Origin of the sequence: Kushneria pakistanensis, assembly GCF_014652795.1 — a bacterium.
GTDB classification, from domain to species: Bacteria; Pseudomonadota; Gammaproteobacteria; order Pseudomonadales; family Halomonadaceae; genus Kushneria; species Kushneria pakistanensis.
Genome location: NZ_BMZM01000004.1, coordinates 100866 through 116490 on the forward strand (window position 1 = coordinate 100866; position 15625 = coordinate 116490).

The 15625-nt window shown below is 61.2% G+C and carries 13 protein-coding genes; 8 read left to right on the plus strand and 5 right to left on the minus strand.

From position 1 onward, the window contains the following. Positions 1–134 precede the first annotated feature (134 nt). The 8 genes from IE123_RS14000 to IE123_RS14035 all read left to right on the plus strand — a co-directional run bounded on the left by IE123_RS14000 (position 135) and on the right by IE123_RS14035 (position 9440). A complete protein-coding gene (locus IE123_RS14000) occupies positions 135–1412 on the plus strand; it encodes an NAD(P)/FAD-dependent oxidoreductase (RefSeq protein WP_189519328.1) in 1278 nt (425 codons plus the stop codon). 79 nt (positions 1413–1491) lie between these two features. After that, positions 1492–2667, plus strand: coding sequence for an ABC transporter ATP-binding protein (locus tag IE123_RS14005; RefSeq protein ID WP_189519329.1), 1176 nt, complete (start codon positions 1492–1494; stop codon positions 2665–2667). Further along, positions 2664–3578: an ABC transporter permease gene (locus IE123_RS14010; RefSeq protein WP_189519331.1), complete on the plus strand. Its 915-nt coding sequence runs from the start codon at positions 2664–2666 to the stop codon at positions 3576–3578. The genes IE123_RS14005 and IE123_RS14010 overlap by 4 nt, the downstream gene beginning before the upstream one ends. Positions 3579–3587: 9 nt before the next feature. Next, positions 3588–4382, plus strand: a complete 795-nt coding sequence (locus IE123_RS14015) for an ABC transporter permease (protein ID WP_189519333.1) — start codon at positions 3588–3590, stop codon at positions 4380–4382. A gap of 62 nt (positions 4383–4444) precedes the next feature. Then, a complete protein-coding gene (locus IE123_RS14020; protein WP_229819782.1) occupies positions 4445–5515 on the plus strand; it encodes an ABC transporter substrate-binding protein in 1071 nt (356 codons plus the stop codon). Positions 5516–5591: 76 nt separating this feature from the next. Further along, on the plus strand, positions 5592–6959 hold the full coding sequence (locus tag IE123_RS14025; protein WP_189519335.1) for a glutamine synthetase family protein: 1368 nt from the start codon (positions 5592–5594) through the stop codon (positions 6957–6959). 60 nt (positions 6960–7019) lie between these two features. After that, entirely contained in the window at positions 7020–8096 is a 1077-nt protein-coding gene (locus tag IE123_RS14030) for an ABC transporter substrate-binding protein (protein WP_189519337.1), read from the plus strand. Positions 8097–8138: 42 nt separating this feature from the next. Continuing rightward, positions 8139–9440, plus strand: a complete 1302-nt coding sequence (locus IE123_RS14035) for an NAD(P)/FAD-dependent oxidoreductase (protein WP_308430230.1) — start codon at positions 8139–8141, stop codon at positions 9438–9440. Positions 9441–9461: 21 nt separating this feature from the next. Here IE123_RS14035 and IE123_RS14040 read toward each other — a convergent pair whose 3' ends face one another. From IE123_RS14040 to IE123_RS14060, 5 genes are all read right to left on the minus strand, one after another. Next, a complete protein-coding gene (locus tag IE123_RS14040) occupies positions 9462–10847 on the minus strand; it encodes a glutamine synthetase family protein (protein ID WP_189519339.1) in 1386 nt (461 codons plus the stop codon). A 107-nt stretch (positions 10848–10954) separates the two neighbouring features. After that, positions 10955–12094 carry a lycopene cyclase family protein gene (locus IE123_RS14045; protein WP_189519341.1) on the minus strand — a complete coding sequence of 380 codons (1140 nt, stop codon included), beginning with the start codon at positions 12092–12094 and terminating at the stop codon, positions 10955–10957. Next, entirely contained in the window at positions 12091–13029 is a 939-nt protein-coding gene (locus IE123_RS14050) for a phytoene/squalene synthase family protein (protein ID WP_189519343.1), read from the minus strand. Before IE123_RS14050 ends, IE123_RS14045 begins: the two co-directional genes overlap by 4 nt. Then, positions 13026–14495 (minus strand): phytoene desaturase family protein, encoded by a 1470-nt coding sequence (crtI, locus tag IE123_RS14055; protein ID WP_189519345.1) that lies wholly within the window; start codon positions 14493–14495, stop codon positions 13026–13028. The genes IE123_RS14050 and crtI overlap by 4 nt, the downstream gene beginning before the upstream one ends. After that, positions 14492–15412: a polyprenyl synthetase family protein gene (locus IE123_RS14060; protein WP_189519346.1), complete on the minus strand. Its 921-nt coding sequence runs from the start codon at positions 15410–15412 to the stop codon at positions 14492–14494. Before IE123_RS14060 ends, crtI begins: the two co-directional genes overlap by 4 nt. Between the last annotated feature and the right edge of the window lie 213 nt (positions 15413–15625).

A 15625-nucleotide genomic window follows, 5' to 3' on the forward strand; every position in this document is an offset into this window, starting at 1 on the left:
TGTAGCTCTGTCATCGTAAATGGGCTTTCGCTTGTGCTTGCCGATGTCAGGGGATGACGGGCGGCTGGTCACCCGGGTCTCCGGTAATAATGTATGCCGTGCCTGTTTTCGGCCGTTCTGCCTGGAATGCTTTCATGACCCTGGATAATAACAGCTGGTATGCCCACTCCCGCAATCTTACGCTGGACAACACCACGCCCCTGAGCGGGGCGCAGCGTTTTGATGTGGCGATCATCGGTGGCGGGGTCACCGGATGCAGCGCCGCTTTGCATCTGGCCGAGCGGGGCTATCGGGTGGCAATCCTGGAGGCCGGTGAGATCGGGGCGGGCGCATCAGGACGTAGCGGCGGGCAGATCCTGCCGGGGCTGGGCACCGAGCTTTCAGTAATCGAGCGCGCCCTTGGACAGGCAGCCGCGCGCGATATCTGGGAGATGAGCCGCGAAGCGGTCAGGCTGACCGAGTCGCTGATTGCGCATCATCATATTGATTGCGAATATTCCCGCGGTTATGTTCATGCCGCGATCAAGCCGCGACATGAGCGCGCCATGAAAACCATGCGTGATGAGATGGCTGCGCGCTACGGTTATGAAGGCCTTGAGTGGCTGGAAGGCGAGGCCCTGAAGGCGCATGTAACCACAAATGCCTACATCGGCGGACTGTATGAGCGTGAGGCAGGTCACCTGCATCCGCTCAATTACACGCTGGGGCTGGCGCGTGCTGCACAACAGGCCGGCGCTGTTGTGCATGAACACAGCCGTATCATGCACGTCGTGCCGGGGCAGGTGATTCGGGTGGCCACGGCGCAGGGCCATATTGACTGTGATCATCTGCTGGTGGCGGGCAATGCCTATCTGAACGGACTGATGCCCGAGCTTGAGCGCAAGATCATGCCGGTGGTGAACTACATCATTGCCACCGAACCCCTGTCCGAGGAGCAGGTGGCACAGACGCTGCCACAGCGCGATGCTGTCTCGGACGCCAATTTTGTGCTGGACTACTATCGCCTCACCCAGGGACGACGTTTACTCTATGGTGGACAGGTCAGCTACAGTGGCCGCGAGCCGCGCCAGCTGGTCGCAACCATGCAGCGCAAGATGCGCGAACTCTTTCCAGTGCTTGGGAACGTGGCGATCGATTATCGCTGGGGCGGCCGGGTGGCCATTACCCGCAATCGGGCGCCGCATTTTGGCCGACTGGATCACAATATTCATTTTGTGCAGGGGTATTCAGGCCATGGCATGGCGCTGGCAGGGCTTGCCGGTCAACTGATGGCCGATGCCGTGGCCGGACAGTGTGAGCGCTTTGATCTGTTTGCCACCATGAAACATCTTGATTTTCCCGGTGGTCGCCGGCTTCGCACTCCGCTGCTGGTGCTGGCGACCACCTTTTATCGATGGCGGGATCGGCTCTGAGTTTCAGAGCGTTGCCCCATGACTTATATCTTCAGGCACCACCCAGGTGGTGCATTCATACGCAAGGGGATCCTGTTCGATGGCAGAACGCTCACCGACCGCCGCACCCGGCGGGCCTTTTTCATCAGTCGAGAGCACCACGGGTAGCGAGGCCAGTGCGGCGCGAGAGGCGTCCTCCATCAGCCTGAAAGGCATTCGCAAGGAGTATCCAGGCGGTGTCGTGGCGCTGGAAAGCGTGGATCTGAATATTCGTGCCGGTGAGTTTTTTACGCTGCTGGGGCCCTCCGGCTGCGGCAAGACCACGCTGTTGCGAATGCTGGCAGGCCTTGACGAACCCAGCGCCGGCACGCTCTCCATTGGCGGGGTGGATGTCACCGATACGCCGCCCCACAAGCGCAGCGTCAATACGGTCTTTCAGTCCTATGCGCTGTTTCCGCATCTCTCGGTGCGTGACAACATCGCCTTTGGTCTGAAAATGCGTGGCATGGCGCGTGCCGAGCGCGAGCAGAAGGTGGTCGAGATCGCCGAGTTCATCAAGCTCGGCTCGCTGATCGATCGCCGCGTCGATCAGCTCTCCGGTGGCCAGCGCCAGCGTATCGCGCTGGCGCGCGCCCTGATCTGCGAGCCGGATGTGCTGCTGCTTGATGAACCACTCTCGGCGCTCGACGCCGGGCTTCGCAGTCAGCTGCAGGTCGAGTTGTTGCGCACCCAGAAGCGTCTGGGCATGACATTCGTGTTCGTCACCCATGACCAGGAAGAAGCAATGGTCATGAGTGACCGCATCGCGGTATTAAACGACGGGATCATCCAGCAAATCGGCAGTCCGCAGGAGGTCTACGAGCGGCCGGCCAATCTGTTCGTGGCACGCTTCATGGGCCATGACAATCTCTTCCCGATCTCGGCCAGAGAGGGCATGACGGTCAAGACGCCCATCGGGACGCTGGAAACCGAGGATAAAAATGAAGGCCGGGTGGCGCTGATCCGCCCCGAGACGCTGGAGCTGACCGCGCCCGGTGCGCCGAGCGTGGAGCCGGGCAAGCAGCTCAATATGCTCATGTGCCGGGTCGTGGAGCGTTTTTATCGCGGCAGCAACGTCGAGTATCGGCTTTCCCATCAGCATGGCGAACAGCACAGCGAACTGATTGCCGAAATCTCCAATACCGGCGATCGCCTTTTTCGGGTCGGTGATGAGGTCAAGGTCGAGATCTACCCCGAAGACGTCATCATGTTAAGCGATGACGAGGAGGGCGCATGAACCAGGTGGATGTGGTCTGGCGACGTCGGCGTCGCCGGGAAACCCGTCATCTCTTGATGAGTGTGCTGCCGGGGGCGCTGTGGATATTCATCTTTCTGGTGCTGCCCAGTGCCTATCTGATGTCGGTGGCCTTCATGACCAACGGCGGCTTTGGTCAGCCGCAGCTGCCGCTGACGCTGGACGCCTTTCGCAATCTGGCCGGCTTTGGCTTTCTGGGCTGGAGCCCGGGTAATCTTTATACGCTGTGGCGCTCCGTGTTTCAGTCCGTCATTTCGCTGGGACTGGTAGTGCTGGTGGCGTATCCGGTGGCCTGGTATATCTCCATGTGCCGGCCGCGTCTTCGCGCCATCATGCTGTTGGCCGTGGTGGTGCCGTCCTGGACCAATCAGGTCATTCGCGCCTTTGGCTGGATGAACCTGCTCTCGCCGGGCACGACACTGTCGGATCTGGCCGCCAGGCTGGGGTTGATTGCGCCCAATATGGGGCTTTTTCCGTCCGATTTTGCCGTGACGCTGGGGCTGGTCTATAACTTCCTGCCCTTCATGGTGCTGCCGCTGTACGCTGCGTTTGAAAAGCTCGATCACGCCCAGATCGAGGCGGCGCGGGATCTTTACGCCTCGCCCCTGCGTACCTTCTTTGTCGCCGTACTGCCGCAGACGCTGCCGGGATTGCTGGCGGGGTCGGTGCTGGTGGCCATTCCGGCCTTTGGCATGTATGTCATTCCGGAGCTGCTGGGGGGTGGGCGCTCACAGATGCTGGGCAACCTGGTGGCCAGCCAGTTCGGGGACGCCGCCAACTGGCCACTGGGCGCGGCCGGTGCACTTTTGATGCTGCTGGCCACCTTTGTGGGCCTGCTGGTGCTGCGTCGGATGGGTCGCCGCCTGGGCGGTGGCAGCGAGATGGTGATCTAGGAGGCCGGCATGCATAACACGAGCTTTAAAAAGGGGCTGGCCATCTTCTGGTGGCTGACACTGGTTTTCCTCTACGCGCCGCTGCTGGTCGTGATGGTGTTTTCGTTTAACGCCATCAATACCTCGGCGCGCTGGGGCGGTTTTTCGTTGCGCTGGTACGAGCGGTTATTCAACAACGATGTCGTCATCGGTGCCATTGGTCATACGCTGCTGCTGGCGGTGATTTCCTCGATCATTGCCGTGATTCTGGGGGCGATGATCGGTTACGGGCTCTATAAGCATCGTGCCCGCAAACTCGGGCTTTTGATCATCCTGATTTATCTGCCGATCGTGATGCCCGACATCGTGTTCGGTATCGCCGACATGGCGTTTTTCGTTCAGATCAACCGCCTGACCGGGCTGCTGTCGCCGGGGCTTTCGACCATGGTGATTGCCCATGTGACCTTCCAGATTCCGTTTGTGGCGCTGATTGTCTATTCACGCTTTGTGGGCCTGGATGCCACGCTCTTTGATGCAGCGAAGGATCTCTACGCCAGCCCCTGGCAGCGGGTGGCGCATTTCATTTTGCCGACCATCAAGCCTGCGCTTTTGTCGGCGTTTTTCCTGTCGTTTACGCTCTCGGTCGATGATTTCGTGATCAGCTTCTTTACGGCAGGGCCTGAAAGCGCGACGCTGCCGATCTATATCTGGGGCGCCATTCGCCGCGGCATCTCACCGGAAATCAATGCCATTGCGACCCTCATGATTGCTTCCGTGGCGCTGGTGGCCGTGCTGAGCCTTTTGTTCAACCGTCGCCGCGCCTGAGCACCGCGGCGGAATCATAAAAACCGTAAACCATTGATCATGATCATTCAGGGAAACTGCCAATGACTCCTTTCTCATTTCGCCCGGCGCTGATGGCCGGTGCCGTGGCCGCCGTCATGTTCTCCGGACACGCCGGCGCGGCCGAGCGTCTCTATGTGTTCAACTGGACCGATTACATGGATCCGGAGATCATCGAGGCGTTCGAGAAGCAGTACGACGTTGAGGTGGTGCAGAACTACTACGGCTCGCTGGGCGAGATGTTCTCCAAGCTGCAGGCCGGCGGCGTGTCCCAGTACGACATCGTGGTGCCGTCGAACTATTTCGTGCCGCGCATGATCGAGGCGGGGCTTTTGCAGCCGCTGGACAAGTCGCAGCTGCCCAACATGGACAACCTCATGGAGCGCTTTGTTGATCCGCCCTATGATCCGGACAACAAGTACACAGCGGGTTATCTGTGGGGCTCGACGGGGTTGATCATCAACACTGACACCTTCCCCGAAGCAAAACCAAGCTGGTCGATGATCTTTGATGAGTCGGCCAACAAGAGCCAGCCGTTCTCGATGCTCAAGGATGGCCAGGTCATGTTTGGCGCCGCCTGTGCGTTTCTGGGCAAGCCCTATAACTGCACCGCGCAGGACGACATGGTCAACGCGGCAAAGCTGATGCTCAAGACCAAGCACCGGCGCAATTTCACCGGCTTTACCGATTCCACGCCGGTGCTCGGCCAGGTCGCCCGCGGCGTCAACGCCCTCGGGGTGACCTATAACGGGGATTATCTGCAGTACCGGGAGGATGACCCCGAAGGCTATGCCAACACCGAGTTCGTGATTCCTGAGGAGGGCTCGGAGCTGTGGATCGACTCCATGGCGATTCCGGCACGCGCCCCGCACCCGGAGCTGGCGCACAAGTTCATCAACTTCATTCTGGATGCCCAGGTGGGGGCGCAGCTTTCCAACTACACCTTCTACTCTACCCCGAACCAGGCGGCGGTCGAGCATCTGGACGCGGTGCTTCAGCAGCCGCCGTCACTGCCCGGTGATGAGGACATGGCACGGCTGAAGTTCACGCCGACGCTGTCCGGCAAGGACCTGCAGCGCTATCAGCAGTTGTGGAATGAAGTGCAGTCACGCTAGAACGTGATGGGCTGTTCGCCATTTGGTGAACAGCCCTTTTACATGCGTTTGATCAGGCTCGGCTGAGGAGGCCGACATGACGCTCAAGCATCGTCCGGTAGTTCTGACAGACTGGTTTGAAGAACATCGCATCACCGAGGTGGAATGTCTGGTCAGCGATCTGACCGGCATTCTCAAGGGCAAGATCATGCCCGCCGGCAAGTACCTCAACGGTGGGCGACCGCGTCTGCCGGATTCGATCTTTATCCAGTCGGTAACGGGGGGCTACCCCGATGACGAGGCCCTGCGCTTCTGGAACGCTGCCGAGCTCGACATGCAGCTGATTGCCGACCCCGCCGCGGCCTATCTGGTGCCCTGGGCAGAAGATCCGACCGCCCAGATCATCCATGACTGCTACTACATGAACGGCGAGCCGGTCGAGATCGCACCGCGCCACGTGTTGAAGCGCGTGCTGGCCCTTTATGAAGCGCGCGGCTGGAAGCCGGTCATGGCACCGGAAGTCGAGTTCTATCTGGTCAAGACCAACACCGACCCGGACTACCCGCTGGAGCCGCCGATCGGGCGCTCGGGGCGTCAGGAGAGTGGGCGGCAGTCGTTTTCCATCGATGCAGTCAACGAGTTCGACCCACTCTTTGAGGAGATGTACGACTACTGCGAGGCGCAGGAGCTTGACATCGATACCCTCATTCACGAAGAGGGTGCCGGGCAGATGGAGGTCAACTTCCAGCACGGCGACCCCCTCTATCTGGCCGATCAGGTGGTGATCTTCAAGCGCACCCTGCGCGAGACGGCGCTGCGCCACGGCATGTATGCCACCTTCATGGCCAAGCCCATGGCCAACGAGCCGGGCAGTGCCATGCATCTGCATCAGAGCCTGGTGGATGCTCAAAGCGGCGGGAACCTGTTTGCCGGTGACAACGGCCAGCCAAGCGATCTTTTCATGAACTATATCGGCGGGCTGCAGACCTGGATGCCCGCGGCCATGCCGTTCTTTGCTCCCAACGTCAACTCCTGGCGTCGGTTGATGCCCAGCGAGCACGGCGGCTCGGCGCCGACCAACGTGGAGTGGGGCTACGACAACCGTACCGTGGGACTGCGAGTCCCCGTAGGCAATGCCGAGGCCACACGGGTCGAAAATCGCCTGCCCGGGGCCGATGCCAACCCCTATCTGGTGATGGCTGCGTCGCTGGCCTGCGGCTATCTGGGCATGACGCAACAGCTCGCGGCGCGCCCGCCCTTGACCGGAGGGGCCTGGACCGGCGGTATCGCGCTGCCCAACGATGTCGGCCCGGCGCTGGACGCCCTGGATGCCTGTGATGCGCTGGCGGACGTGCTGGGTGAGCGCTTCGTCAAAAGCTATCTGGCCGTCAAGCGCGCCGAACACCTGGCCTATTACCGCGTGATCAGCTCCTGGGAGCGCGAGCACCTGCTGCTGCGGGTATAGGCAGCGGCGAACAACGTCGACAGAACACAACAACAAATGGATCACCAGGGGGGAAGCGCGATGACACGATCATGGCGGTGGCATGTCGGGGCTGCATTGCTGGTCGGTACAAGCCTTTCGGCCAACGCCGAAGGGGAAAGGGCGGACACACTGTATCTTTTCAACTGGACGGAGTACGTGCCGCCGGCAGTGCTGCAGGACTTCGAGCGGGAATATGACGTTCGGGTGGTGCAGAACTTTTTCACCTCCAATGCCGAGATGTTCACCAAACTGCGCAGCGGCGGTGATGCCCAGTATGACGTGGTGGTGCCGACTGATTACTTCGTACCGCGCCTGATTCAGGCCGGTCTCATTCAGCCGCTGGACCATGACCGCCTGCCGGGCCTTGAAAATCTGCTGCCTGAATTTCAAAACCCTGACTACGATCCCGGCAATCGTTACAGCGTGCCCTATCAGTGGGGTGTCAGCGGGATCGTTTACGACAGTCGGGTGCTGGAGGATATCCCGCAGAGCTGGTCGGCGCTCTTTGACCCGCAGGTCAATGAAAAGGCGCCCTTTACGCTGCTGGGTGGTGATCCACAGGTGTTGTTTGGTGCTGCCTGCGCCTCTATGGGTTACGGGTTTGACTGTACTCAGCAGGATCAGTGGGTAGACGCTGCGCGCCTTCTGATGCAGACCAGACAGCGCTCGAACTTCATCGGCTTTGTCGACAGTACCGCCGCCATCGATCAGATCGTCCGCGGTGTCAGCGGGATCGGCATCACCTACAACGGCGATCTGGCCTGGCGGCAGGCCGAAGACCCGGATACCTACGGCCATCTGCGCTTTTTTGTGCCCGAGGAGGGCTCTCAGCGCGGCATCGATACCCTGGTCATCCCGAAGCGCGCACCACACCCTGAACTGGCACAGGCGTTCATTGCCTATACGCTGCGTCCTGACGTGGCCGCTCGTATCAGCAACTACACCTTCTATGCTACGCCCAATCAGGCTGCGCTCGATCAGCTGGATGATGCCCTGCAAAAGCCACCGTCAAGACTCAGCAGGGAAGTGCAGGCGCGACTGGTATTTGTCCCTCGGATCAATGAAACGCAGCTTGGGACGCTGTCACAGCTCAACAATGAAATGCGTAGTCGCTGAATCATCACGGCCCGGGCAGGGCCGCTTGCACGGTAAATTTTCATGACCCAGTCAGATCCTGCATCGTCTCACGGCTATGCGCACTCGCTCTACGCCGCCACCATGAATCCCGCACCCGAGCGTCCTGCGTTATCCGGGCAGGTAGACGTGGACGTCTGCGTGGTAGGCGCGGGCTTTACCGGAATTTCCAGCGCCCTGCATCTGGCCGAACAGGGCTTTCGCGTGGCGGTGCTTGAAGCGCAGCGCGTGGGCTTTGGCGCCAGCGGTCGCAACGGCGGCCAGATCGTCAACAGCTACAGCCGCGACATGGACATGATCGAGGCCCGCTTTGGCGAGCAAGCCGCGCGGGCGCTTGGCGACATGGCGTTTGAGGGCAATCGCATCATCCGTGAGCGCATCAAACACTACGACATCAAATGCGATCTCAAAAACGGCAATCTCTTTGCGGCCTGCAATGACAAACAGCTGGCCGCGCTCAGACACCACAAGATGCTGTGGGAGAAGTACGGCCACCAGGAGCTGGAGCTGCTGGAAGGCCAGGCCTATCGTCGCGAGATTGGCAGCGCACGCTACACCGGCGCGCTGCTGGATCACTCCGGTGGTCACCTGCATCCGCTCAATCTGGTGCTCGGGCAGGCAGCGGCATTTGAGTCGCTGGGCGGGGTCATTTTCGAGCACTCGCCCATGACGCGGCTGGAGCACGGCGAGCGGGTGAAGATTCATACCGCGCAGGGAATGATCGAGGCCGAACGTGCTGTCATCGCCGGCAATGCCTATCTGGGCGATATCGTACCCGAGCTATCTGACCGCTCCATGCCATGCGGTACCCAGGTCATTGCGACCGAAGTGCTTGATGAAGCCACTGCCAAACGGCTTTTGCCTACCGATCGCGCCGTCGAGGACAGCAATTACCTGCTGGATTATTACCGGCTTTCCGCCGAGCGCCGGCTGATCTACGGCGGTGGCGTTACCTACGGCGGGCGCGACCCGGCCAGCATCGAAGGCGCCATTCGGCCCAAGCTCTTGAAGACCTTCCCGGAACTCGAGAAGGTGAAGATCGACTACGCCTGGAGCGGCAACTTCCTGCTCACCCTCAACCGGCTGCCGCAGTTCGGCCGGCTCAACCACAACGTCTACTACGCCCAGGGCTACTCCGGTCACGGGGTGACGGCCTCGCATCTGGCCGGTCGGCTGGTGGGCGAAATCATCAAGGGCGAAAGTGGGCGCTTTGACGCCTTTGCCGATATTCGCCACCTGCCGTTTCCCGGCGGGCGCCGCTTTGCTGTGCCGTTTTCCGCCATGGGCGCCTGGTACTATGCGTTGCGCGACCGATTGGGGGTTTGAACGCCGCTGCCTGTCGTGCGCCTACACCAGGCGCAGGTACCAGTCATATTCCAGCGCGCTGACGGTACGCAGGGCCAGTGCGCGCTCGGCCTGGCGGTTGGCGTAGTAGATATGCTGAAAACCTCGCCCGAGCCGTTCGCCCAGCACCTCGCTTTCCATCCACAGTTCCAGCGCCACGCCCCAGGAGTCCGGCAGGGTGGCGTCGAGCTGCGTATAGGCGTTGCCCTCGATGGCCGGCGGCGGCGTGAGCCTTTCCTCAAGACCGTGGGCAATCGAGGCCAGCAGCACCGCGCACAGCAGATAGACGTTGACGTCGGCACCGGCCACGCGATGCTCAAGGCGAGTAGCAGCCGCAGGGCCTGAAGGAATGCGCACTGCCACCGAGCGGTTATCAAGCCCCCAGGAGGGCGCCATCGGCACATAGAGCCCGGGCTGGAAGCGCCGGAATGCATTGAGATTGGGGGCACAGACCGCCATCGAGGCGGGCATCAGGTCCAGCACGCCGGCAATCGCCTGGTGCAACAGGGCGCTGCCCATGGGGTGTTTGTCTTCGGCGGCAAAGACGTTGCGGCCGTGCTCATCCAGCAGGCTGATATGGACATGGGTGCCGCTGCCGGCTTCATTGCCCCAGGGCTTTGCCATGAAGGTGGCTTCAAAGCCCTGCTGCTGGGCTACGCCCTTGATGGCACGCTTGAGCATGACGGCGTCATCGCAGGCGCGCAGGGCATCACTGCGATGGCGCAGGTTGATCTCGAACTGCCCCGGCGCGCACTCCTTGAGCGCTGTATCCAGCGGCAGCCCCTGCTGGGCGCAGGCCTCGTGAATGGCATCAATGAAATCGGCATATTCATCGAGTTCGCTGATCGAGTAGAGCTGACTTGAGCGTGCGCGCTCACCGGTCAGCGGCGAGCGCGGCGGCTGGGGCTGGCCGCGGTCATTGCGTTCGGCATCAAGCAGGTAAAACTCCTGCTCGATGGCCACCACCGGTGTTAGTCCCTGACGGGTAAATCCCCCAAGCACCCGCGCCAGCACCTGGCGCGGGTCGGCATGCCAGCCGCTGCCATCCGGCTCGACCATGGTCATCAAAAGCTGCGCGGTCGGCGCGCGCTGATGCCACGACACCGGCACCAGCGTGCCGGGAATCGGCAGGCAGGCACGGTCGCCATCGCCGCTGTCGAGCCCCAGCCCCGTCTCTTCCACCGTATTGCCGGTGATATCGAGGGCAAAGATCGAGGCCGGCAGATTAACGCCGCTGGTATAGGCCTCATCAAGACTGGTGCGCGGAATACGCTTGCCGCGCAGTACACCATTGAGATCGCTGATCAGAACATCGATCTGGGTCACTTCCGGATGTGTTTCAAGAAAGTGGCGCGCCTCAATGACGCCAATGGCGGGGCTGTCGTTCATGGTCGAGCTGCTCTGACGGGAATAGGAGATAGCAGGCGATAGTACGCAAGCACGTCACGAATTGCAGCGCCGCTCGGAGCAAAGTATCAGGATGGATTGCCCATGATTCATGTTCTGCTCGAGAGGGCATGGTGCACCGTGCTTTTGATCAGTGGCGCCCAGGGCAGGGCGTTCATGACGTGCAGCGTATCCTGGAGTGTTGGTACGCCGCTTAAAAAGCGGATCAGGCTATCGGTGGGGGCTTTTTCAAACAGCAGCTGATAGAACTCGGGGGCGCGCTCTGGGTGGCGTTCCAGCGTGCTCATGAAAATGCGGTCCAGATGCGGCAGTATTCGTCCGGGGTGGGCGCCTACCGGGGGCTGGCCCTTGATCAGGGCGCTGGCGCAGTCATCGGCCCAGCGCTGAATGGCGTGGAAGGCGTAGCCGGTGGCAGCGCGCATGGCGCCGCCGTAGGCGCCGGCGGCGACCATGGAGCGCCCATTGGTGCGTGTCGGCGGCGCCATGGGTAGTGTGCCGGTCTCGCGGCGCAGGGCCTGCCATTGGCCCACACCAAAGCGTACGTCCAGATGCGCTTCCAGCGCGTGCTCAAGGGTGGTCGGATCGGTGGGCGGGCGGCCAAAGCGGGTCCATTCAAAAAGCGCCTGATCCGGGGCGTAGGGCAGTACATAGAGAAAATCGATGCCGTCGTGCGGATCATCGCCAACACGAAAATCCATCAGCTCGGCGCCTTGCGGTATCTCGGCTGCCTGCACGTTGATACCGGCAAAATCCTGCCATAGCCAGGGGGCGACGAGCGGCTTCGGGTGCGGGCGGGTGTCCACGCCAAAACGCGCCTGAAACGTCTCGCCGCTTTCCAGTGTGATACTGATTCCGTCGTCACGATCCTCAACTTCCACTGCGCGGCCCTGATGGCTTGTCAGGCGTGGATGGGCATCAATCGCTTCAAGCGTACGAGTGTAAAAGCGCTCGGCTTCGAGCATTTCATACGGATAGCGCCGACTTTCAACGGTGGTGCTGGTGTGTTCGGTATGCAGTGTCAGGCCATGCCAGCGGGCGCGGACGTCTTTTTGAAAGGGGTGCGCCGTGACCGGCCAGCCGCACCAGGTACGGTCATTGGTGTATTCATCGCGCGGGTCGATGATCAGCGTGCGCGGTGGCTGCTCGTGCTGTGCCAGTCGATAGGCAAGGCTCAGCCCGGCACAGCCACCGCCGAGGATCACAAGATCGAACGTCTCATCCACGTTCATGGGCTATCTGGCGCATGGGCGCCGGGGAGATCGGCAATATGGCGATGCAGCTCGGCATCATGAAAGTCATGTCCGCTGCCCTGAATGGCGCCCCGACCGCTCAGGCGGCGGGTGGCAAGCCACATCTTGCCGGTCAGCGGTACATGCACCCGGCCCTGCCACCAGGCGAGCCGCTCGCGGCGCAGTCGAAAGCCGATGGCGCGATAGACGTCGGCGGCCACCGCAATGGCGCGTCTATTTTTCCCCGGAATGCGATCAAATCCGTCAGCGGCACTGGCGTAGTAGGTCTCGGCTCGGGTCAGCAAATGATCAATGGCGCGGGCGACCTGCTCACGCTGGTCGTCATTGGCAAGTGCGATTTCCTCCGGCGTCAGGTAGTCGATCCATTCTCCTGGCAGGTAACGACGGCCCATGTCGGCATCTTCTCGTACATCGCGGGCGATGTTGGTCATCTGCATGGCCAGCCCCAGATCGATGCCGTGCGGGATAGCGCTGTCATCGGCACCGACCACCGGGCACATCAACACGCCCACGGCGCCGGCCACCCCGTAGCAGTAGCGCATCAGCCCGGCCTCATCATGGATCAGGGCCGGGCGCTCGACATCACTGATCAGGGCATCGATCAGTGCGACGGCAGCACGGGTGTCCAGGCCGCGGCGCCTTTGAAGATCGGTCAGCACATGGGTAAGGGGATCGCTGCCGGCACCCTTGAGCAGCTCGGTTCGAATGACCATCAGGCGGCGATGAGCATCCAGATTTTCGGCCTCGGTGGGCATCTCCTGATCGGCCAGATCATCGAGCTCACGACAGACCATATACAAGAGCGCGGCGTCGTGGGCATCACTGCGCTCCATGAAGTAGCTGGCAAAGCGAAACGACTTGCCATGGCGCGCCAGAATGGCCTCGGCACTGGACTGCTCGGTGCCCTGCGTCATGCGTCAGCATCCGGCAGCAGGTGGTCGACCACGCGGGCACTGGAGAGCACGCCCGGCAGTCCGGCGCCCGGATGGGTACCGGCGCCGGTGAGATAGAGGTTTTCCAGCACTTCGCTCTTGTTGTGAAAGCGAAACCACGCCGACTGGCGAAAGATGGGCGCGATCGAGAAACCGGTGCCGTGCATCGACAGATAACGCTCGCTGAAGTCCGCGGGCGTCATGTGAAAGCGGGTAACGATCGATTCACGAAAGCCCGGCAGCGTGGTGCGATCAAGCGCGTCAATGATGGCATCCCCGAGCTTTTCGCCTTCACGCGACCAGTCCACGTCGCCCTGCAGGTTGGGCACCGGGGCGAGAATGTAGAACGAATCGCAGCCGGGTGGGGCAAAGGACGGGTCGGTCGCGGTCGGACGGTGCGCGTAGAGGGAAAAGTCATTGGCCAGCACGCGGTGCTCGAAAATGTCTTCCAGCAGTTCGCGGTAGCGCTGTCCCATCCAGATGGTGTGGTGCTCGGCTTCAGGGAACTGCCGGTTGGTGCCGACATAGAGCACGAAAAGGCCCATCGAGTAGCGTGCGCCGGCCAGCTTGAGCTTCGCGCTGGTCGAGACCTGATCCACCATATTGGTATAGAGATATGCGGCATCGGCGTTACTGATGACCACGTTAGCCGGCAGCTTCTCGCCGCTTTCAAGCTCCACGCCGTTGGCGCGGCCGTGCTCGCTCAGGATGCGTTTGACGGTGGTGCCGGTCTCGATGGTGATCCCTACATCGCGCATGAGTTTTTCAAGCGCGGCGACCAGTGCCCCGGTGCCGCCCATGGGGAAGTGCACGCCCCACTTGCGCTCAAGCCAGGGAATCAGGCCATAGATGCTGGTGGTGCGAAAGGGGTTGCCACCGACCAGCAGCGGCGGAATCGAGAAGGCCTGACGCAGGCTGTCATCCTCGATATGCGCGCAGACCATCTGCCATACCGAGCGATAGCTTTTCAGCCGCAAAAGTGCCGGAATCTGTGCGGCCATGGTCGAGAACTGATGAAAGGGGCGATCGGCGAGCTGCTCAAAGCCGATCTCGAAGATTTCCTTCGAGGTTTTTAAAAGGCGCTGATAACCCTCAACATCGCGCTCGTTGAAGCCCCTTATGCTGGCAAGTGTCGCCGACATGTCGGTGCCGTAGTCAAAGGTCCGGCCGTCCTGAAAATAGAACTGATACCAGATATCGAGCGCAACCATCTCGACATAGTCTTCCAGACGCTTGTCAAAAAGCGCGAAGAGCTCCTCGAACAGAAAGGGCGCGGTGATGACCGTGGGGCCGGCATCAAAGCGAAACCCCTGATCGGTAAAGACCTGAGCGCGTCCGCCCAGATGCTCGCAGCGCTCGATCAAGGTGACGTCATAACCCTTCTTGCGTGCCCTCAGGGCGGCTGCCATGCCGCCGAAACCGCCGCCGATCACCAGCGCCTGACTCATGATGGTTCACCTGTCACGCTCATCAGCTTCTCCTCGAGCCTGTACGTTTCCTCGACCAGGGCCTGACCGCAGCCCATTGGCAGGGCGTCTGCCAGATGGCGCGCCTGGGTCAGTTGATGACAGCCATAATTCCGTGCCGAGGCCATGGGGTCGGTATCGCCGCGGCTGCTCAGAGCGTGCAGCATGTTACAGGCCCCCTGCTGTTGATCGGTCATGTCGCTGTCAAAATCCTCGATGTCATCGATGAGCTGATAGATCGTGGCAAACGACAGCGCTGCCTGACGGGCGCTATCGATGGCACCGTCATGGCCGGTCAGCAGCAGGGGCGCTTCAAGAGCCAGCGCAAAGAGGGGACCGGACTTGCCGCAGGCGGCCTGGCTGGACTGCTCGAAATCAGGGTCAGGCGTCAGCGCCAGGCTGAAACAATCGGCCTGGCCGTGGATAGTGGTGCGCACATGATCATGCACGCAGGCCAGCAGGCCGGGTAGATGTGTGGCATGGGTACCAAGCCCGGCCATCAGGCCATAGGCGGCCGAAATGAACAGGTCCCCCAGGCAGATGGCCACACCTTCATTCCAGACCCGCCAGATGCTCTGCTGGCCGCGACGCATGCTGTCGTGGTCCAGCACATCGTCGTGAATCAGGGATGCGTTGTGTAAAAGCTCGCTGATGCAGGCACAGGTCAGGGCATCCTCGTGGGCAAGGCCCAGCGCCCGTCCGGTGTGGTAGCCCAGACGCGCACGCAGGTAACCGCCGGCAGCGGCCAGATGATGGTTGATGGCATCACGTATCAACCCCTGCTGGTGCTCATCCCTGAGGGCCTGTATCAGGGTGGCATGAATGTCGTGGTTGAGGGAGGCGTACGGGGCGTCCTGTGCGGGCTGTCGTTCGACGATCACAGACGTCAGGCCGGTCATGAATTTCTCCTTGTCTGACGCGCAGTTGCGACCGACATCCATTGTTGTATTCACCTGACGGTTCACATACGACGCCAGGGCATTGATTGATTCAGGGCAATAAAACGGATTACTCCAGGATAGCTGAAAAGCACCTCGACTGTCATGGCCGCAAAGCGTGGTCGCTGGGCTGTCTTCAGCGCGCAGTGAGGAGGCGTCCTTGCGTTTTGGCTG